16 protein-coding genes are annotated in these 16,624 nt (G+C 63.1%); 6 read left to right on the forward strand and 10 right to left on the reverse strand.

Annotated features, from left to right (window positions below):
- Positions 1–61: 61 nt before the first annotated feature.
- From soxG to FKV68_RS17760, 4 genes are all read right to left on the reverse strand, one after another.
- On the reverse strand, positions 62–616 hold the full coding sequence (soxG, locus tag FKV68_RS17745; RefSeq protein ID WP_180939098.1) for a sarcosine oxidase subunit gamma family protein: 555 nt from the start codon (positions 614–616) through the stop codon (positions 62–64).
- Positions 609–3,602 carry a sarcosine oxidase subunit alpha gene (locus FKV68_RS17750; RefSeq protein WP_180939099.1) on the reverse strand — a complete coding sequence of 998 codons (2,994 nt, stop codon included), beginning with the start codon at positions 3,600–3,602 and terminating at the stop codon, positions 609–611. Before FKV68_RS17750 ends, soxG begins: the two co-directional genes overlap by 8 nt.
- The gene (locus tag FKV68_RS17755) at positions 3,599–3,940 is read right to left on the reverse strand and encodes a sarcosine oxidase subunit delta (protein WP_180939100.1); all 342 of its coding nucleotides are present in this window, start codon (positions 3,938–3,940) and stop codon (positions 3,599–3,601) included. The genes FKV68_RS17750 and FKV68_RS17755 overlap by 4 nt, the downstream gene beginning before the upstream one ends.
- Positions 3,941–4,007: 67 nt before the next feature.
- Complete coding sequence (locus tag FKV68_RS17760; protein ID WP_180939101.1) at positions 4,008–5,261, reverse strand: sarcosine oxidase subunit beta family protein; 1,254 nt, start codon at positions 5,259–5,261, stop codon at positions 4,008–4,010.
- Positions 5,262–5,606: 345 nt separating this feature from the next.
- On the opposite strand from FKV68_RS17760, the gene rpsU reads away from it, so the two are divergent.
- The 4 genes from rpsU to FKV68_RS17780 all read left to right on the forward strand — a co-directional run bounded on the left by rpsU (position 5,607) and on the right by FKV68_RS17780 (position 9,125).
- Complete coding sequence (gene rpsU / locus FKV68_RS17765; protein WP_012709405.1) at positions 5,607–5,819, forward strand: 30S ribosomal protein S21; 213 nt, start codon at positions 5,607–5,609, stop codon at positions 5,817–5,819.
- Between the two features lie 274 nt (positions 5,820–6,093).
- Positions 6,094–6,960: a tetratricopeptide repeat protein gene (locus FKV68_RS17770; RefSeq protein WP_180939102.1), complete on the forward strand. Its 867-nt coding sequence runs from the start codon at positions 6,094–6,096 to the stop codon at positions 6,958–6,960.
- Positions 6,961–7,211: 251 nt separating this feature from the next.
- Complete coding sequence (locus tag FKV68_RS17775; protein ID WP_180939103.1) at positions 7,212–7,691, forward strand: DUF992 domain-containing protein; 480 nt, start codon at positions 7,212–7,214, stop codon at positions 7,689–7,691.
- A gap of 213 nt (positions 7,692–7,904) precedes the next feature.
- Entirely contained in the window at positions 7,905–9,125 is a 1,221-nt protein-coding gene (locus FKV68_RS17780) for an adenylate/guanylate cyclase domain-containing protein (protein WP_180939104.1), read from the forward strand.
- A gap of 2 nt (positions 9,126–9,127) precedes the next feature.
- Here FKV68_RS17780 and FKV68_RS17785 read toward each other — a convergent pair whose 3' ends face one another.
- Positions 9,128–10,036, reverse strand: a complete 909-nt coding sequence (locus FKV68_RS17785) for a LysR family transcriptional regulator (protein WP_180939105.1) — start codon at positions 10,034–10,036, stop codon at positions 9,128–9,130.
- Positions 10,037–10,149: 113 nt separating this feature from the next.
- Between FKV68_RS17785 and FKV68_RS17790 the strand changes: the two genes are divergently transcribed.
- Together FKV68_RS17790 and FKV68_RS17795 are read left to right on the forward strand one after the other, a co-directional pair.
- The gene (locus FKV68_RS17790) at positions 10,150–10,890 is read left to right on the forward strand and encodes an SDR family oxidoreductase (protein ID WP_180939106.1); all 741 of its coding nucleotides are present in this window, start codon (positions 10,150–10,152) and stop codon (positions 10,888–10,890) included.
- A gap of 45 nt (positions 10,891–10,935) precedes the next feature.
- Positions 10,936–11,838 carry an SDR family NAD(P)-dependent oxidoreductase gene (locus tag FKV68_RS17795; protein WP_180939107.1) on the forward strand — a complete coding sequence of 301 codons (903 nt, stop codon included), beginning with the start codon at positions 10,936–10,938 and terminating at the stop codon, positions 11,836–11,838.
- Positions 11,839–11,948: 110 nt separating this feature from the next.
- Here the strand turns inward: FKV68_RS17795 and FKV68_RS17800 are convergent, their stop codons facing one another.
- The 5 genes from FKV68_RS17800 to FKV68_RS17820 form a co-directional block, all read right to left on the reverse strand.
- Positions 11,949–13,349, reverse strand: a complete 1,401-nt coding sequence (locus tag FKV68_RS17800; RefSeq protein ID WP_180939108.1) for an NAD(P)(+) transhydrogenase (Re/Si-specific) subunit beta — start codon at positions 13,347–13,349, stop codon at positions 11,949–11,951.
- Positions 13,350–13,358: 9 nt separating this feature from the next.
- Complete coding sequence (locus FKV68_RS17805; protein ID WP_180939109.1) at positions 13,359–13,769, reverse strand: NAD(P) transhydrogenase subunit alpha part 2; 411 nt, start codon at positions 13,767–13,769, stop codon at positions 13,359–13,361.
- Positions 13,769–14,917 (reverse strand): Re/Si-specific NAD(P)(+) transhydrogenase subunit alpha, encoded by a 1,149-nt coding sequence (locus FKV68_RS17810; RefSeq protein WP_180939110.1) that lies wholly within the window; start codon positions 14,915–14,917, stop codon positions 13,769–13,771. The genes FKV68_RS17805 and FKV68_RS17810 overlap by 1 nt, the downstream gene beginning before the upstream one ends.
- A gap of 238 nt (positions 14,918–15,155) precedes the next feature.
- On the reverse strand, positions 15,156–15,380 hold the full coding sequence (locus FKV68_RS17815; RefSeq protein ID WP_180939111.1) for an aa3-type cytochrome c oxidase subunit IV: 225 nt from the start codon (positions 15,378–15,380) through the stop codon (positions 15,156–15,158).
- Between the two features lie 322 nt (positions 15,381–15,702).
- Positions 15,703–16,479: an N-acyl amino acid synthase FeeM domain-containing protein gene (locus FKV68_RS17820; protein WP_180939112.1), complete on the reverse strand. Its 777-nt coding sequence runs from the start codon at positions 16,477–16,479 to the stop codon at positions 15,703–15,705.
- Positions 16,480–16,624: the final 145 nt, after the last annotated feature.

The following is a 16,624-nucleotide window of genomic DNA, read 5'->3' on the forward strand; positions in this document are numbered from 1 at the left end:
CCTGAAAAAGAAAGGCGGCAGATCGCTCCGCCGCCTCCAAATTCGAAAATGCCGGCACTCTTCAGTGCCCCGCGTCCTCGGCACCCTCCGACAGAAGGCCGAAGACAAAGGGCGAAAACGACCGCCAGCACTCGAGGCGGAACGTATCCTCGGCCGTGCGGAGGAGCACGATTTCCGCCTTCCCCAGAACGGTCCGCGAACACGCGCCGACCGGGAAGATCGCGAGCGAAAGGTCCTGCGGACAGCCGCTGTTGATCGCCACCGCGGCACCCGGGCCGCTGACGATGACGGCCGTGTTGCGGTGGGAAATATCGACCGCCGAATGCATCACGCCGCTGGACGCGGCAGCCGCAATCAGATCCTTACCGTCTTCGTCGATCACCAGCCACTCGTCCGGACCGAGCCAGAGCGCATGACGCTTTCCGGTCGAAGCGGACGTCTTCGGCCGCACCGGCAGGGTGACCCCCAGTGAAGCGGACAGTGCCGAAACCGCGTCGGGTGCCGCGCGCAGCGATATCCGCGAGGCGGGCGCCGCGGGCGTCAGGATCGCCGCCGGCGAGCCGCCACGCAGGCCAGCGAGCGGAGCTTTGCGGATTGCAGTTGCCTGGTCAGCCATGGAGGCGACCTCCTTCCTTGTCAAAGAACACCATGTCGCTCACCTCGACGGCAATCGTCCGATCGGCCATCGGGATGTAAAGGGTTTGGCCGAGGCGCTCGCGTCCGCCGGCGACCACCGCCAGCGCGATCGACCGGCCGCAATTTTCCGACCAGTAGGACGAGGTGACATGGCCGAGCATGGTCATCGGCTTCGGTTCGTTCGGATTGGCAACAATCTGCGCCCCTTCCTCCAGGACCACCTTCGGATCCTTGGTAAGGAGACCGACGAGTTGCTTGCGACCGTCCTTGACGAGGTCTGGGCGCTTCAGTCCGCGAATGCCGACGAAATCCGGCTTCTTCTTCGACACCGCCCAGGAAAGGCCGGCATCGTCCGGTGTGAGGGTCCCGTCGGTATCCTGACCGACGATGATGTAACCCTTCTCGGCGCGCAGCACGTGCATGGTTTCGGTGCCGTAGGCGCAGGCGCCCATCGGTTCAGCCCGGGCCCAGATCGCCTCCCATACGGCATGGCCGTAGTCCGCCGGTACGTTGACTTCGAAACCGAGTTCGCCGGTGAAAGACATGCGGAAGAGCCGCGCCGGCACGCCGCAGATCCGCCCTTCGGCGACGCTCATGTGCGGGAAGGCTTCGTTCGAAAGATCGATGCCTTCAACGAGCGGCGCGATGATCTCGCGCGCCTTCGGCCCTTGAACCGCAATGACCGCCCACTGCTCGGTGGTCGAGGTGAGCCACACCTTCAGATGCGGGAACTCCGTCTGCAGGTAGTCTTCCATGTGGTTCATGACGCGCGGCGCGCCGCCGGTCGTCGTCGTCACGTGGAAGCGGTCTTCGGCGAGCCGGCCGACGACGCCGTCGTCATAGACGAAGCCGTCGTCGCGCAGCATGATGCCGTAGCGGCAGCGGCCGGGCTTCAGGTTGTCCCAGGCGTTGGTGTACATCAGATTGAGGAACTTGGCCGCATCGGGGCCGACGACCTCGATCTTGCCGAGCGTCGACGCATCGAAGACGCCGGCCGTTTCGCGGACGGTCTTGCATTCGCGCGCAACCGCATCGTGCATGCTCTCGCCGGCCTTCGGATAGAACCAGGCGCGCTTCCAGTTGCCGACATCCTCGAATTCGGCGCCTTGCGCCTCTTCCCAGGCATGCATCGGCGTCTTGCGGGCCGGATCGAAGAGGCTCCCGCGAGAATGGTTGACGATCGCACCGAAAGTCACCGGCGTGTAGGGCTGGCGGAAGGTCGTCAGCCCCACCTCGGGGATCCCCTTGCCGAGCGCTTCGGCGGCGATCGCGAGCCCGTGCATGTTGGAGAGCTTGCCCTGGTCGGACGCCATGCCGTTGGTGGTGAAGCGCTTGATATGCTCGACGGAGTGCATGCCCTCGCGCACCGCAAGGCGAATGTCCTTGGCGCAGACGTCGTGCTGGAAGTCGATGAAGGCCTTGACCGTTGTGTCCGGCCCCGCCCCTTCCGCTGCGCCGATCATGCCGCCCGTCCAGACGAAGGCGTTCTCGCCGGAAATCGCGAGCTGCGATCCGTTTTCAGCACCCGCGGCGCGCGCGGCCAGTTCACCGGCGGCAAGCGCCTCGTCGATCGTCGCCTGGAGATCGTCGGTGCCGTTGCAGGCACCAATCGAGAGGCAATCCTGCGCATAGGTACCCGGCAGGAAGCGCTCCGTTTCGGCGTCGAACTTCACCTTGCCGCGCGATTGCGAGAAGAGGTGCACCGACGGCGTCCAGCCGGCAGAGACGAGCAGCGCATCGACGGCGATCTTGCGTGCCGCACCGCCACCCCTTCGGGAAACGCTGATCGAGGAGATCCTGAGCTTGCCGGTGGTGTTGACGACCGAATGGCCCGCCAGCACCTCGATGCCGAGCCGGCGTGCTTCCGCCAGCACGGCCTCGCCGGGCTTCTCGCGGCTGTCGACGATCGCCGGGACGGCGACGCCCGCCTTCCTGAGATCAAAGGCGGCCTCGTAGGCGGAATCATGTGCCGTGTAGATGCCGACCCTGGTGCCGACGGCGACGCCGAAGTGGTTGAGATAGGCGCGACCCGCCGACGCCAGCATGATGCCCGGCCGGTCGTTGTTGGCGAAGACCATGTGACGCTCGATCGCACCGTTAGCGAGAATGACCTTCTTCGCCCGCACCTGCCACAGCCGCTCGCGCGGCAATGCCCTGTCCGGCGCGGACAGGTGATCGGTTACCCGTTCGACGAGACCGACGAAATTATGGTTGTAGTAGCCGAACGCGGTCGTGCGCGTCAGCACGGTGACATTGTCCCGGTCCGCGAGCGCCTTGCCGGTCGCCTGCGCCCACTCGTAACCGGGCTTGCCGTCGATGACCGTGCCGCTGTCGTAGTGGAGCGCACCGCCCACTTCCGACTGCTCGTCGCACAGGATGACCTTGGCGCCGGCCTGCGCCGCCGCAAGCGCCGCCGAAAGACCGGCAGCGCCCGCGCCGATCACCAGCACGTCGCAATGCACGTACCGGCTCGCATAGTGATCCGGATCGGCCTCCGTCGGCGCAACGCCGAGGCCGGCTGCGCGGCGGATGAAGGGCTCGTAGAGCGCGTGCCATGCCGCCTTCGGCCACATGAAGGTCTTGTAGTAGAAGCCGGCAGCGAAGAAGGGCGAGAGCAGGTCGTTGAACCCGCCGACATCGAAGGCGAGCGACGGCCAGCGGTTCTGCGACGAGACCTTGATCCCGTCGAAGACCTCCTGCACCGTGGCGCGCACGTTCGGCTGCCTGCGTGCCGCGTCGCGCGATACGTCGAGCAGCGCGTTCGGTTCCTCAGCCCCGGCGGAAAGAATGCCGCGCGGACGGTGGTACTTGAACGACCGGCCGACAAGATGGATGCCGTGGGCGAGCAAGGCCGAGGCAACCGTATCACCCTCGAGCGCGGTCAGCGTCCGTCCATCGAAGGTGAACCTGGCAGTGCGGGCGGGCGTCAGGCGGCCCGCACCCGAAATGCGATTGGCTCCGCTCATTGCGCTGCTCCTTCCAGGGGCTCGTAGGTCTCGACCGTCGCGCTCGTCTTGGGCTTGGCATCGAGGTCGGGCTTCGGCTCGCCGGCCTTGTAGGTGGTAAGGAACCGGTCGCTCACCGTGTCACGGGCCGCATTGAAGAAACGACCGCAGCCATGGATGTGCCGCCATCTTTCGAAGATCACGCCTTTCGGATTGTCGCGCAGGAAGAAATAGGCTTCGAACTCTTCGTCGCTGATCTCGGCGATGTTGGTCGGACGGGCGATATGGGCATCGCCGGCATTGCGGAATTCGAGCTCGGAGCGCTCTTCTTCGCAATAGGGGCAGTAAATCAGAAGCATCTGGAATGTCCTCGCATTAGAGCGCCGCGCGTTCCGTCGAACGCGCAAAGGTCGCTCCACCTTCCTTCTAGTGCGCAACGGCGGCAGCGGCCGCCTCGTCGATGAGCCGCCCGGTGCGGAAACGCTCGAGCGTCAGGCCGGCAGCGAGCCTGTGCGGTTCGCCGCGTGCGATGAGATGGGCGAAGAGGTTGGCCGAGCCCGGCGTCGCCTTGAAGCCGCCCGTTCCCCAACCGGCATTGAGGTAGAGACCCGGCACCGGCGTGACGCCCTGGATCGGCGAACGGTCCTGCGTCACATCGACGATACCGCCCCATTGCCGCATCATCTTGACGCGGCGGAACATCGGGAAGAGTTCGCAGATCGCATCGAGCGTATGGGTGATGATCTGCAGGCCGCCGGTCTGCGAATAGGAATTGTACTGGTCGGTGCCGGCGCCGATGACGAACTCGCCCTTGTCCGACTGCGAGATATAGGCGTGCACCGAATTCGACATCACGACGCAGGGGAAGATCGGCTTCAGAGGCTCGGAGACGAGCGCCTGCAGCGGCTGGCTCTGCAGCGGCACGCGCACGTCGGCCATCTGCATCAGTACCGACGTGTGGCCCGCTGCAGAAATGCCGACTTTCTTCGCGCCGATAAAGCCGCGATTGGTATCGACGCCAATCACACGGCCGGTCGCATCGCGGCGAATCCCGCTCACTTCGCAGTTCTGGATGATGTGAACGCCGCGGTCGGAAGCCCCGCGCGCATAGCCCCAGGCGACCGCGTCATGGCGGGCCGTGCCGCCGCGCCGCTGCAGCGCCGCGCCGTTGATCGGATAGCGGGCGGTCTTCGAAATATCGAGCGGCGGACAATAGGCTTTGGCCTGCTCCGGCGTCAGCCACTCGTTGTCGATGCCGTAGAGCCGGTTGGCATTGATGTGCCTCTTGAAGGACTGCTGGTCATGGATGTTGTGCGACAGCATCATGACGCCGCGCGGCGAATACATGACGTTGTAGTTCAGGTCCTGCGACAGGTTCTCCCAGAGCTTCAGCGAATGCTCGTAGATGTCCATGCTCTCTTCATAGAGATAGTTGGACCGGATGATCGTCGTGTTGCGGCCGGTATTGCCACCACCGATCCAGCCCTTTTCGAGCACCGCGACATTGGTGATGCCATGCTCCTTGGCGAGGTAATAGGCGGCACCCAGGCCATGCCCGCCCCCGCCGATGATGATGACGTCATATTCCTTGCGCGGCTCTGGCGAAGCCCAATGCGGCCCCCAGCCCTTGTGGCCGCGTAGCGCCTCGCGCGCCACGGCAAAAACAGAATATTTGCGCATCCGCCTGCTACTCCATGAACCCCGAGAAAACGTGTTGTTGGCGTTAGAAATCGCAAATCTGAGAGCCATGCAACGTTTCTTTTGCGACGCGATTCGGCGAACTTGGGCGGAGTTGCGACATCGTGTGAACACCCCGCGCAGGGCAAAGTTTGGGCCCGCCCTGCCCAGCGGGAGCCGCACTCGTGCATTTTTCCGGTCCGCTCGCACTGTCGTCGCTGGACTTTCCCGGCACGATCTGGTATCCGCTCCTTTAATCGTAGAGCTTCCAGCTCAGCGAATACATATTCTTTGCCTCCCTTACCTGACGGTGAGGCTGACAACTCGAAACAAAGGAACGGGATTCACGTGCAGGTACTTGTCCGCGATAACAATGTCGACCAGGCGCTCCGCGCTCTCAAGAAGAAGATGCAGCGCGAAGGCATTTTCCGCGAAATGAAGATGCGTGACTTCTACGAAAAGCCGTCCCAGAAGCGTGCGCGCGAAAAGGCTGAGGCCGTCCGCCGCGTTCGCAAGCTGGCTCGCAAGCGCGCACAGCGTGAAGGCCTTCTGGCTCGCTGATTTGTCGTTTTTTCGACGCTTTCCAATGTAAGTCGTGGCGGGGGCGAGGTATCGCCACCGCCTTTTTAGTATGGACACCATGTCCGTCGGCAAGCTAGCGTGACGTGTCAGCTTGCGACGGTCAGCCGCCCGGATGGGATAAGCCGGTCGGATCGCCGGAGGATCTGACGAACCCCTGGCTGGAGCCCCGCGCATTCGCCGGTCTCCGTGAACGGAAAGCCGACGGCTTTCGGGATCTTGTCGCATTGAGGGATCGACTTTGACATTTGCTGCCATGACTGCGGACGTCTCCGCCATTAACGAGGCGCACCGCCGCCACCAGCGCAGGCCGAAGCTTGCTGCCATGCTCATCCTCGGCTCCACCCTGCTTCTTGCAGGTTGCCAGACCGACAACTCCGAATCGATGATCCGCGTCGAGCGGGCGCAGGGCTCGGAGGAAAACATTGCCTCGCTTTCGAACGTCATCGCCTCCAATCCGAGCGACCCGGAAGGGTACAATGTGCGCGGCTCGGCCTATGGCCGTGCCGGCGAGTTCCGTCGCTCGCTCGCCGATTTCGACAAGGCGATCGAGCTCAACCCGCGCTTCTACCAGGCCTATGCCAACCGCGCGCTCGTCCAGCGCAACATGGGCAACCAGCAGGCGGCGGTCTCCGACTACAATACGGCGCTGCAGCTTAACCCGAACTATGATGTCGCCTATATCGGCCGCGGCAACCTCTACCGGCAGGCCGGACAGCTCGACGCCGCCTTCAACGACTTCAACAAAGCGATCCAGCTCGACACGACCGACCCCCGCGCCTACCACAATCGCGGCTTGATCTATCAGGCGCGCAACCAGCATGGGCAGGCGATTGAGGATTTCTCGACGGCGATTTCGCTCTCGCCAAGCTCGCCGGAACCCTATAACGGCCGCGGCATTTCCTATGTCGCACAGGGGGACGACGACAATGCCTTTTCCGATTTCAACACCGCCATCAACCTGAACGGCAAGGTCGCGGAGTCCTGGGCAAACCAGGCCCTGATCTACGAGCGCCGCGGCGACAAGGCAAAGGCGTCGAAGTCCTATTCGCATGCGCTTTCGCTCGATCCCAAATACGAGCCGGCCCGGGCGGGGCTCGCCCGTGTGAAATCGATGTCCTGATCGGAATTTTCCCGATATTTCGACGCCCGCGACACTCTCGCGGGCGTTTTTTTTTGCTCGCTCGGGCGCGGCCGCCAAATGCCCGATACTGCATGTTTCCTTAAATCCTAACCGATTTAAGGATAAAAACATGCAGCACTTCAAAGTGCTACAGCGTCTTTTGCGCGCCCGACAAGACACGCGGCGCTGCAGTGGAACCTTCACGGTCTCGAAGCCGTTTGACCAATGGCTTCAATAACGGAGACTGAGCCATGATCAAGCAAACCTTCATCGCAGCGGCCGCCCTTGCTGCCCTTTCGGGCGCTGCACCCGCTGCTGCGCAAAGCTATGTCACGCTCGGCCGCCTTACCTGCGGCTCGGAAGGCGGCACAGGTCTCATCATCACTTCGACGAAGAACCTGATGTGCACCTACACGCCGGCCAACGGCGCACCGACGGCTGTCTATGCGGGCATGATCAAAAAGTTCGGCCTTGATGTCGGCACGACCGGTAAGAGCGTGATGGTTTGGGATGTGCTGGCCAAGACCGGCACACCGATAACCGCACACGCCCTCGCCGGCGAGTATTACGGCCTCGGGGCCGATGCGAGCTTTGCGGTCGGCGGCGGTGCCAAGGTGATCGCCGGCGGCACCAACAAGGCCTTCATGCTGCAGCCGGTGAATGTCCAGGTCCAGGAAGGGCTGAACATTGCCGTCGGCGTCGACCAATTGACCTTGGCGCCTGCAGGCTGATCATCACGCCGGAAAACCGCGATATGGCGGAAAGGACGTTCGGGCCCCGGTCGAGACCGGGGCCCTTGTCGTTCCGCACATTCGAGCTCGCGAGCCGGTTGGACAACGCGAACTGCAACTGGTCGAACGACCAAATGTCGAATAGCTTATGGCATCGGAAATTTGCCCCGCAGGTGGCAGCAAGAAGCAGGCGTTGTCTCGGCAGGAAGAATGATGAACGACCAGCAGATCCGCGAACTGGTGCAGTGGACGTCCGAGCAGGGTATCCGGGGGAGCGAGGAACCCGAGCTGCTCGCCGGCTTCTGCGAAAGGTGCCAACAGGCCGGACTCCCGATCAAGCGCGCGCTCGGCCTGATCGACACGCTTCATCCTGAAATCGAAGGCCGCTCCTTTACCTGGGACAGCGAAAGCGGTGACGCCCCTGAGGTCACTCCCTATGGATCGACCGCCACCGGCGAGATGCAGGCGAGCTGGCACCGCTCGATCTTTTATCACATGCTCGTGGAACACCAGGCCGAGCGGCGCACCCGGCTCGCTGCGGAAGCGTCCGTTCCCTACAATTTCCTCGATACGCTGAAGGCGGACGGCTACACCGACTGCATCAGCATGATCCATTATTTTACCGACCAGGGCCGCGTCGGCGAGATGGACTGTTTTTATTCCTATTGGACGACGAAGAAGCCGGACGGCTTCAGCGAGGATGAGGTCGACGCGTTGAGAGTGCTGCTGCCGACGCTCGCGCTCGCCGTCAAGGCAGCCTCGTGCGTGCGCATCATCAGCACGCTTGCCGATGTCTATCTCGGTCACGATGCCGGCCAGCGGGTTGTCAAAGGCAGCATCGAGCGCGGTGCCGCCGAGAAAATCGAGACCGTCATGTGGTTTTCCGACCTGCGCAACTATACGCGGATCTCCGAGACGGTCGCGCCGGAGGAGATCATCCCGCTGCTCAACGACTATGCCGGTACCGTGATCAGCGCCGTCCACGATCATGGCGGCAGCGTCCTGAAGCTGATCGGCGACGGCGTTCTGGCGATCTTCAACGCCGGCGACCGCGCCAGCGCCTGCGCCTCGGCTGTTGCCGCCGAGCGGCAGTTGCGGCTGATGTTGAACGAGTTGAACGCAAAGCGGCTCGAGGACGGAAAGCCGACGACCGACGTCTACCTGGGCCTTCATATCGGCGAAGTCTTTTACGGCAATATCGGCAGCCAGAACCGGCTCGACTTCACGGTCGTCGGTCCGGCGGTCAACGAGGTGAGCCGAATCTCTTCGATGTGCCGGTCGGTCGAACGGCATGTCATCATGTCCTCGGAATTTGTCGAGGCCTGTCCGCCCATCCTGCGCGCCGATGCCGTTTCGCTCGGCCGCTTCGCGTTGCGCGGCATCGCCCGGGCAAAGGAGCTGTTTACCTGGGACCCGGAGATTTCCGGCACCTGATGCTACGGTGCCGGATCGGCGGAACGCTTCTCGGCGAACACCTTGACCAGCCAATCGATGAACACGCGCACGCGCGGAGAAAGCTGCCGGCTGCGCGGATAGAACAGCGAGACGGGCGTCGGCGTCGGCCGACAATGCCTCAGCACCTCGACGAGCGCGCCGTTCTGCAGGTCGCCCTCGACGTGGTAGCGGGGCAACTGAATGAGGCCGAGCCCCAGCCGGGCCGCTGCCACGAAGCTTTCCGCCGCATTGACGGAGATGGTGGCCGGAAGCGTGGCCGTGCGAACGCCCCTCTCCTCGACAAACTCGAGCGGCAACAGGTTGCCCGTCGCCGATGAGCGAAACCCGATCATCCTGTGTCCATCGAGATCGTCGACTGCCCTTGGCAACCCGAACCGGGCGATGTAGCCCGGCGATGCACAGGTAATCTCATCGAGCATTACGACCCGACGTCCGATCATGTCGCTTGTTTGCGGCTCGCCGACACGCAGCACGCAATCGATGCCCTCGCGGACCAGATCCACCAGCCGATCGCCCTCGCTCATATAGAGTTCGATGTCCGGATAGGTTTCGAGAAAGGCCGGTAGGCTGGGGAGAACGAAGTGTCGTGCCAGCGTGCCATGAACATCAACTCTGAGAAGCCCCTTCGGCTTCGCCCCGGCGAACGCCCCCTCGGCGTCCTCGATATCGTCCAGAATGGCGATGCAGCGCTGATAGTAGGCTTCGCCGTCGAGCGTCGGGCTTACATGCCGCGTCGTGCGCTGCAGGAGCCGCACGCCAAGCCGCGCTTCGAGCTGCTTGACCGCGTCGGTGACGGTCGACCGCGGCAGACCGAGATCTTCGGAAGCAAGCGTGAAGCTCCTCCGCTCGACGACGCGGGAAAAGACGCGCATGGCGTCCAATCTGTCCATTGTTCGACCAATCCGGATAGTGTTGACGGGTAATGCGTGATTATCCGCAATAAGAACCGAGGCATCCTCTCTCTGTCAACGGCGCACAGCGCTTCAATCGAAGGAGAGATGAGATGTCTGCAAACACCAACCAGATCGCGATCGTCACCGGCGCGTCGCGCGGCATTGGCGCCGCCATCGCCGAACGCCTGGCAAAGGACGGGTTTATCGTCGTCATCAACTATTCCGGCGATCCCGAACCCGCCGAGGCGCTGGCACGCGGGATCGAGCAGAGAGGCGGCAAGGCCGTGACCGCCAGGGCGGATGTCAGCAGCGCCGAAGCCGTCCGCCGGATGTTCGATGCTGCCGAAGCGGCCTTCGGCGGCGTCGACGTCCTCGTCAACAATGCCGGTGTTCTCAAAACCGTGGCGCTGGCCGACACGACCGACGAGGAATTCGACCGGCACTTTGCCATCAACGTGAAAGGCACGTTCAACACGATGCGCGAGGCCGCACGGCGGATGCGGGATGGCGGTCGGATCGTCAACTTTTCATCGACAACACTGGCGCTGAACATGCCGGGCTATGCCACCTACAACGGCACTAAGGCAGCGGTCGAAGCCTTTACGCATGTTTTCGCCAAGGAGCTGCGCGGCCGCAGCATTACCGTCAACGCCGTGGCCCCCGGCCCGATCGCGACCGATCTTTTCCTTACCGGCAAGAGCGATGAATTGATCGCACAGTTCGCCAAGATGCCGCCGCTCGAACGGCTCGGCCAGCCGGAAGACATCGCCAATGTCGTCGCCTTCCTCGTCGGCCCCGATGCCGGCTGGGTCAACGGCCAGGTCCTGCGCGCAAACGGCGGCGTCGCCTGAGTGGTCGCCATCCAATCAAATCACGCCAATGGAAGGATCAAGATCATGAACAAGGAAGTTATTGTCATCACCGGCGCCTCCAGCGGTTTTGGCGCCCTCACCGCCCGCGCACTCGCAACGGCTGGGCATGTCGTCTACGCCGGCATGCGTGCAACTGAAGGCCGCAACGCGCCCCAGGCCGAGGCCGCGAAATTATTCGCCGCTGAAAATGGCGTCGATCTTCGGCCCGTCGAACTCGATGTCATCTCCGGTGCCTCTGTCGAAGCGGCGATCGCCCGGATCATCGCCGATCAAGGCCGCATCGATGTTGTCGTGCACAATGCCGGCCACATGTCCTTCGGCCCCGCCGAGGCCTTCACGCCGGAACAGCTCGCCGAGCTTTACGACGTCAACGTGCTCTCGACGCAGCGCGTGAACCGGGCCGCTCTTCCCCTAATGCGCGAACAGGGCAAGGGTCTGGTGGTATGGGTTTCCTCTTCCAGCACTCGGGGTGGCACGCCCCCCTTCCTGGCGCCCTATTTCGCCGCCAAGGCCGCGATGGACGCGCTTGCCGTCTCCTATGCCGCCGAACTCACCCGTTGGGGCATCGAAACCGCCATCGTCGTGCCGGGCGCCTTCACCAAAGGGACCAACCATTTCGCCCATTCCGGCGCACCAGCCGATGCGGCCCGCGCCAGCGAATACAGCGAAGGTCCATACAGGGGCGTGCCAGAACAGGCGCTAAAGGGTCTGGCCGCTCTCGAACCGGCCGGCGCCGATGCGGGCGCCGTCGCCGATGCCATCGTCGATATCGTCAACATGCCCTTCGGAAGCCGCCCGTTCCGCACCCACATCGATCCGTCAGACGATGGCGCGGAACTCGTCAACGGCGTCGCCGACCGTGTGCGGGCGGAACTCTACCGGAATATCGGCTTGCAGGATCTGCTGAAGCCGCACGTCATCCGCTGACCTTCAAGCGTTAGGCTCGCTTACGGATGGCAGGCGACTTCCCGTCCGAGATGAATAAATGAAAATGCCCGCCTCTCGGCGGGCATTTTCGTCTGAATGGTGCGGATCCGTCAGTGGTTCATCGCCTTGACGATTTCCTCAGTGACCTTCTTAGCGTCGCCCAGAAGCATCATCGTGCCGTCCTTGTAGAACAGCGTGTTGTCGATGCCGGCGTAGCCGGAGCCGAGCGAGCGCTTGACGAACAGGCAGGTCTTGGCCTTGTCGACGTCGAGGATCGGCATGCCGTAGATCGGCGAGGTCTTGTCGTCGCGCGCCGCCGGATTGGTGACGTCGTTGGCGCCGATGACATAGGCGACGTCGGCCTGGGCGAACTCCGAGTTGATGTCTTCCAGCTCGAACACCTCGTCATAGGGAACGTTCGCTTCTGCCAGGAGCACGTTCATGTGCCCCGGCATGCGGCCGGCGACCGGATGAATCGCGTATTTGACGTCGACGCCGGCGGCTTTCAACTGATCGCCGAGTTCGCGGAGCGCGTGCTGTGCCTGTGCCACCGCCATGCCGTAGCCCGGCACAATGATCACCTTCGAAGCGTTCTGCATCAGGAAGGCGGCATCGTCAGCCGAGCCCTGCTTGACCGTCCGCTGGACGCCGTCGTCGCCGCCGGCAGCCGCTGTCTCGCCGCCGAAGCCGCCGAGGATCACCGAGATGAACGAGCGGTTCATGCCCTTGCACATGATGTAGGAGAGGATCGCACCCGACGAGCCAACCAGGGCACCGGTGATGATCAGCGCCAGGTTGCCGAGCGTGAAGCCGATGCCGGCGGCCGCCCAGCCGGAATAGGAGTTGAGCATCGATACGACGACGGGCATGTCTGCGCCGCCGATCGGGATGATGATCAACACGCCGAATACGAGCGACAAGAGAACGATCGCCCAGAAGTCGAAATGACTTTCCGTCAGCGCCAGACCGACGATGAAGAAGATGACGAGCGCGACCAGTGCGAGGTTGATCGCATGGCGGTAGGGCAAGAGGATCGGTTTGCCCGACATACGGCCGTCGAGCTTCAGGAAGGCGATGATGGAACCGGTGAAGGTGATCGCACCGATCGCGACGCCGAGCGCCATCTCGACGAGCGCCTGCGCGTGGATCCCGCCGACTTCGCCGATACCGAAGGAGGACGGCGCATAAAGCGCGCCAGCGGCGACCAGCACCGCGGCAAGACCGACAAGCGAATGGAAGCCGGCGACGAGCTGCGGCATCGCCGTCATCGGGATGCGCTTGGCGATAAAGGCGCCGGCGCCACCGCCGAGTGCAAGCCCGAGCGCGATCAGCAGGAAGCCGCCGATCGAAGGCATGGCGAGCAAGAGCGTCGTGGCGATGGCGATGCCCATGCCGATCATGCCATAGGCATTGCCCTTGCGGCTGGTGGTCGGATGCGACAGGCCGCGCAGCGCCATGATGAACAGGACGCCGGAGACGAGGTAGAGGAAGGCTGCGAAATTAGCGTTCATCGGCCCGCCTCACTTGTCTTTTTTCTTGTACATGGCGAGCATGCGCTGGGTGACCAGGAAGCCGCCGAAGATGTTGACCGAGGCCAGCACCAGCGCCACGAAGCCGAAGCTGGTGGCAAGCCCCGAGGCCGAAATCCCGACCGCCAGCAGCGCACCGACGACGATCACCGACGAGATCGCATTGGTCACCGCCATCAGCGGCGTGTGCAAGGCCGGCGTCACCGACCAGACGACGTAGTAGCCGACGAAGATCGCCAGCACGAAGATTGCCAGGCGGAAGACGAAAGGATCGATCGCACCGCCGGTCGCACCGTGCGCCACTGCGCCGGCGGCGTCCGGCACGTATTCGGCCGCGGTCCTGACCGCTTCGACCGCCCGATCGAGATCGGCCAATGCCTTGTCGAGAAGTTCATTCGCCATTACTTGTCCCCCTCTTTCGCGCCGCCGAAGGCCGGATGCACCACGGCGCCGCCGTGGGTCAGCGCCGTCGCCTTGACGAGCTCGTCCTCCATGTTGAGCGCCAGTGCCTTGGTCTCCTTCGAAACCATCGTCTCGAGGAAGGTAACGAGGTTCTTGGCATAAAGCAGCGAGGCGGAAGCGGCGATACGGCCCGGCACGTTCAGGTGGCCGACGACCTTGATACCTCCGACCTCGACGACCTTTCCGGCTTCCGCGCCCTCGACGTTACCGCCACGCTCGACGGCAAGGTCGACGACGACCGAGCCGGGCTTCATCGAATCAAGCATCGCTCGGGTTACGAGGCGCGGGGCCGCACGGCCCGGGATCAGCGCCGTTGTGATGACGATGTCCTGCTTGGCGATATGCTCGGCAACGAGTGCGGCCTGCTTGACCTGGTAGTCCTTCGACATTTCCTTGGCGTAGCCGCCGGCCGTCTCGGCCGCCTTGAACTCCTCGTCCTCGACGGCGATGAACTTGGCCCCGAGCGAGGCGACCTGCTCCTTGGCCGCGGGACGGACGTCCGTGGCCGACACGACTGCGCCGAGGCGCCGCGCGGTGGCGATCGCCTGCAGTCCGGCGACACCTGCGCCCATGACGAAGACCTTCGCCGCCGGCACGGTGCCGGCCGCCGTCATCATCATCGGCAGCGCCCGGTCGTATTCGCCGGCCGCATCGATCACCGCCTGGTAGCCGGCGAGGTTAGCCTGGGAAGAAAGCACGTCCATCGACTGCGCCCGGGTGATGCGGGGCATCAGCTCCATTGCAAAGGCAGTGAGTCCCGCCTCAGCCATCATCGCAATCGCGGTCTCGTTGCCGTAGGGATCCATGATCGCGATGACGATCGCGCCGGACTTGTAGCCGGCAATTTCGGCGTCGGTCGGTCGCCGCACCTTGAGCACCACGTCGGCGCTCTTGGCATCTGCTGACGAGCCGATGCGGGCGCCAACCTTCTCGTATTCGGCATCGAGGATGCGCGACCTGAGGCCCGCGCCCGCCTCGACGACCACGTCAAAGCCCAGCGACTTCAGTTTCTTGACGCTTTCGACCGAACCCGCGACGCGCCCTTCGTGCGCATCCGTTTCCTTCGCGATAAAGACAATCTCGCTCACAAGTCCCCTCCCGACTCGCAGTCGAGCCTAACCCGGGCCGCGAGCATCTTGTTCGACTGCTGGAGCGCCCCCATAAGGCGACGGCATCCATGGTGACAGGCACTCCTCCGTCGAAGGCAGGCGTTGCCCGCCGTCGAAAATGCTCCTCACGCGGTGAGGTAAAGCCGGATTGCGTCCGACGGCCGAAGGTGGGGCACCCTCCTGCCCCGCATCCAGCAAGAAATGTCAGAGAAACCGGTTAGCGAAGAAGGAGGAAACCGGCCACGTTGAGGATGATCAGCAGCACGAGCGAGCTGAAGAAGCCCATTGTGGTGAAGAAGGCTGCAGCCATCGCAATCAGCATCGTGGCGCAAAACAGCGTGCCGAATTTCGTCGCGTTCAGGAAGAGGTTGTAGGTCTTCTCATGCTCGGAATAGTCCATCGGAGCGCCCGTTTCGACCGGTCCCGAATGATGCTCTGCCATCTTCCAATTCTCCCAGAATGCTGCGGCGCGGCCAGTGGCCACGTCCGCCTTTCAACCTTGATCCACGCACGGAGCCGCCTGCCAAAGCGGTGAGCAGACAGTCCTTTAGCTCCGCATACACAATGCGCAAGCCATGCGCAACGAAAACCCGCCCGCAAGGACTGCGGCATAAACGATATCCTGTTTGCGCTCTTCCGTTGGCTGCGGCCGACGTGCCACAGCGCCGCGCGTTTGATCGGAACGCGCAAAGGACGCTGTGGCACTTTGAGTTGCTGCGTGTTTTCGCCCTTAAATCGGTTCGATTCAAGGAAACATGCAGTAATCAGCCGCTTGCGAATGCACGGGCGTAAGCGCGACCGTAGCTGCCTTGCGCAATTCGCGCGGTGGGCAGGATCGTCAGCGGTGCGAACGGCACTTCGTTGCGGTCCGCAAACATCATCCGGCGCTCGAACGGTTCGGAGTCGAAAATCGGATAACGATCGAGGATCGAGGGACGCTGTCCGCGAACGCGCGCGACCAAGAGGGCACCGTCGGCATTGTAGACGCCGAGGTTTTCCCGGCACGCGACGACCGTCTCCGAGGCGAAGATACGCTTGTAGAAAGCCGTATGGCGCGGCCGGCAAGCCGTCAGGCAACGGTCGGCGGAGAAATATTCACAAGCCATCGCAACCGGACGGAGCGTCAGATAGGGCAGCGCCCGCATCTCGTCGCCGAGCACCTCGGGATCCACGGCGAGCCTGCCCGGGTCGATCAGCACCATGCCCGCATCCAGGAAGGTATCGATCTCCGGACCGAAGATAATTCCGGACGTGCTTGCCCGGTGGTCCGGCGTCACATGGTGTACACGCACCGTACTGACCAGGTTCTCATCGAGATAGATGCCGAACACATAGGCATGACTATCGAAGTCGAGGTCGTCTATCAGCGTTGATCCCGTCAGCTCCATCAGGTTGACGGCCTTGTAGGCCTTGTACCTGAGCCGCGCGATGTCTTCCATGTCCTCGCCGGTTTCGACGCGCCTGTATTCGACGCGGTCGAGCAGCTGCATCAGCTTCTCGGAAAAAATTCCAGGCTCCGCCTGGCGCCCATCAGCACCCATCAATCGCCCCCATAGTTAACAAAAGGTTAACCTATTGACGGCTGGGGAGCTGGCAACAACAAAATGATACAGGCTGCACTTAACCTTTTGTTAACCTTAACAAATGGTTAAATTCCATGGTGAATCCGTGGGGTGAGGGTCGCAA

This window comes from Sinorhizobium mexicanum, from assembly GCF_013488225.1.
Classification (GTDB): domain Bacteria; phylum Pseudomonadota; class Alphaproteobacteria; order Rhizobiales; family Rhizobiaceae; genus Sinorhizobium; species Sinorhizobium mexicanum.

Coding starts and splice junctions, on each gene's coding strand:
- soxG (WP_180939098.1), bottom strand. CDS start 616: ATGGCTGACCAGGCAACTGCAATCCGCAAAGCTCCGCTCGCTGGCCTG.
- FKV68_RS17750 (WP_180939099.1), bottom strand. CDS start 3,602: ATGAGCGGAGCCAATCGCATTTCGGGTGCGGGCCGCCTGACGCCCGCC.
- FKV68_RS17755 (WP_180939100.1), bottom strand. CDS start 3,940: ATGCTTCTGATTTACTGCCCCTATTGCGAAGAAGAGCGCTCCGAGCTC.
- FKV68_RS17760 (WP_180939101.1), bottom strand. CDS start 5,261: ATGCGCAAATATTCTGTTTTTGCCGTGGCGCGCGAGGCGCTACGCGGC.
- FKV68_RS17770 (WP_180939102.1), top strand. CDS start 6,094: ATGACTGCGGACGTCTCCGCCATTAACGAGGCGCACCGCCGCCACCAG.
- FKV68_RS17775 (WP_180939103.1), top strand. CDS start 7,212: ATGATCAAGCAAACCTTCATCGCAGCGGCCGCCCTTGCTGCCCTTTCG.
- FKV68_RS17780 (WP_180939104.1), top strand. CDS start 7,905: ATGAACGACCAGCAGATCCGCGAACTGGTGCAGTGGACGTCCGAGCAG.
- FKV68_RS17785 (WP_180939105.1), bottom strand. CDS start 10,036: ATGGACAGATTGGACGCCATGCGCGTCTTTTCCCGCGTCGTCGAGCGG.
- FKV68_RS17790 (WP_180939106.1), top strand. CDS start 10,150: ATGTCTGCAAACACCAACCAGATCGCGATCGTCACCGGCGCGTCGCGC.
- FKV68_RS17795 (WP_180939107.1), top strand. CDS start 10,936: ATGAACAAGGAAGTTATTGTCATCACCGGCGCCTCCAGCGGTTTTGGC.
- FKV68_RS17800 (WP_180939108.1), bottom strand. CDS start 13,349: ATGAACGCTAATTTCGCAGCCTTCCTCTACCTCGTCTCCGGCGTCCTG.
- FKV68_RS17805 (WP_180939109.1), bottom strand. CDS start 13,769: ATGGCGAATGAACTTCTCGACAAGGCATTGGCCGATCTCGATCGGGCG.
- FKV68_RS17815 (WP_180939111.1), bottom strand. CDS start 15,380: ATGGCAGAGCATCATTCGGGACCGGTCGAAACGGGCGCTCCGATGGAC.
- FKV68_RS17820 (WP_180939112.1), bottom strand. CDS start 16,479: ATGGGTGCTGATGGGCGCCAGGCGGAGCCTGGAATTTTTTCCGAGAAG.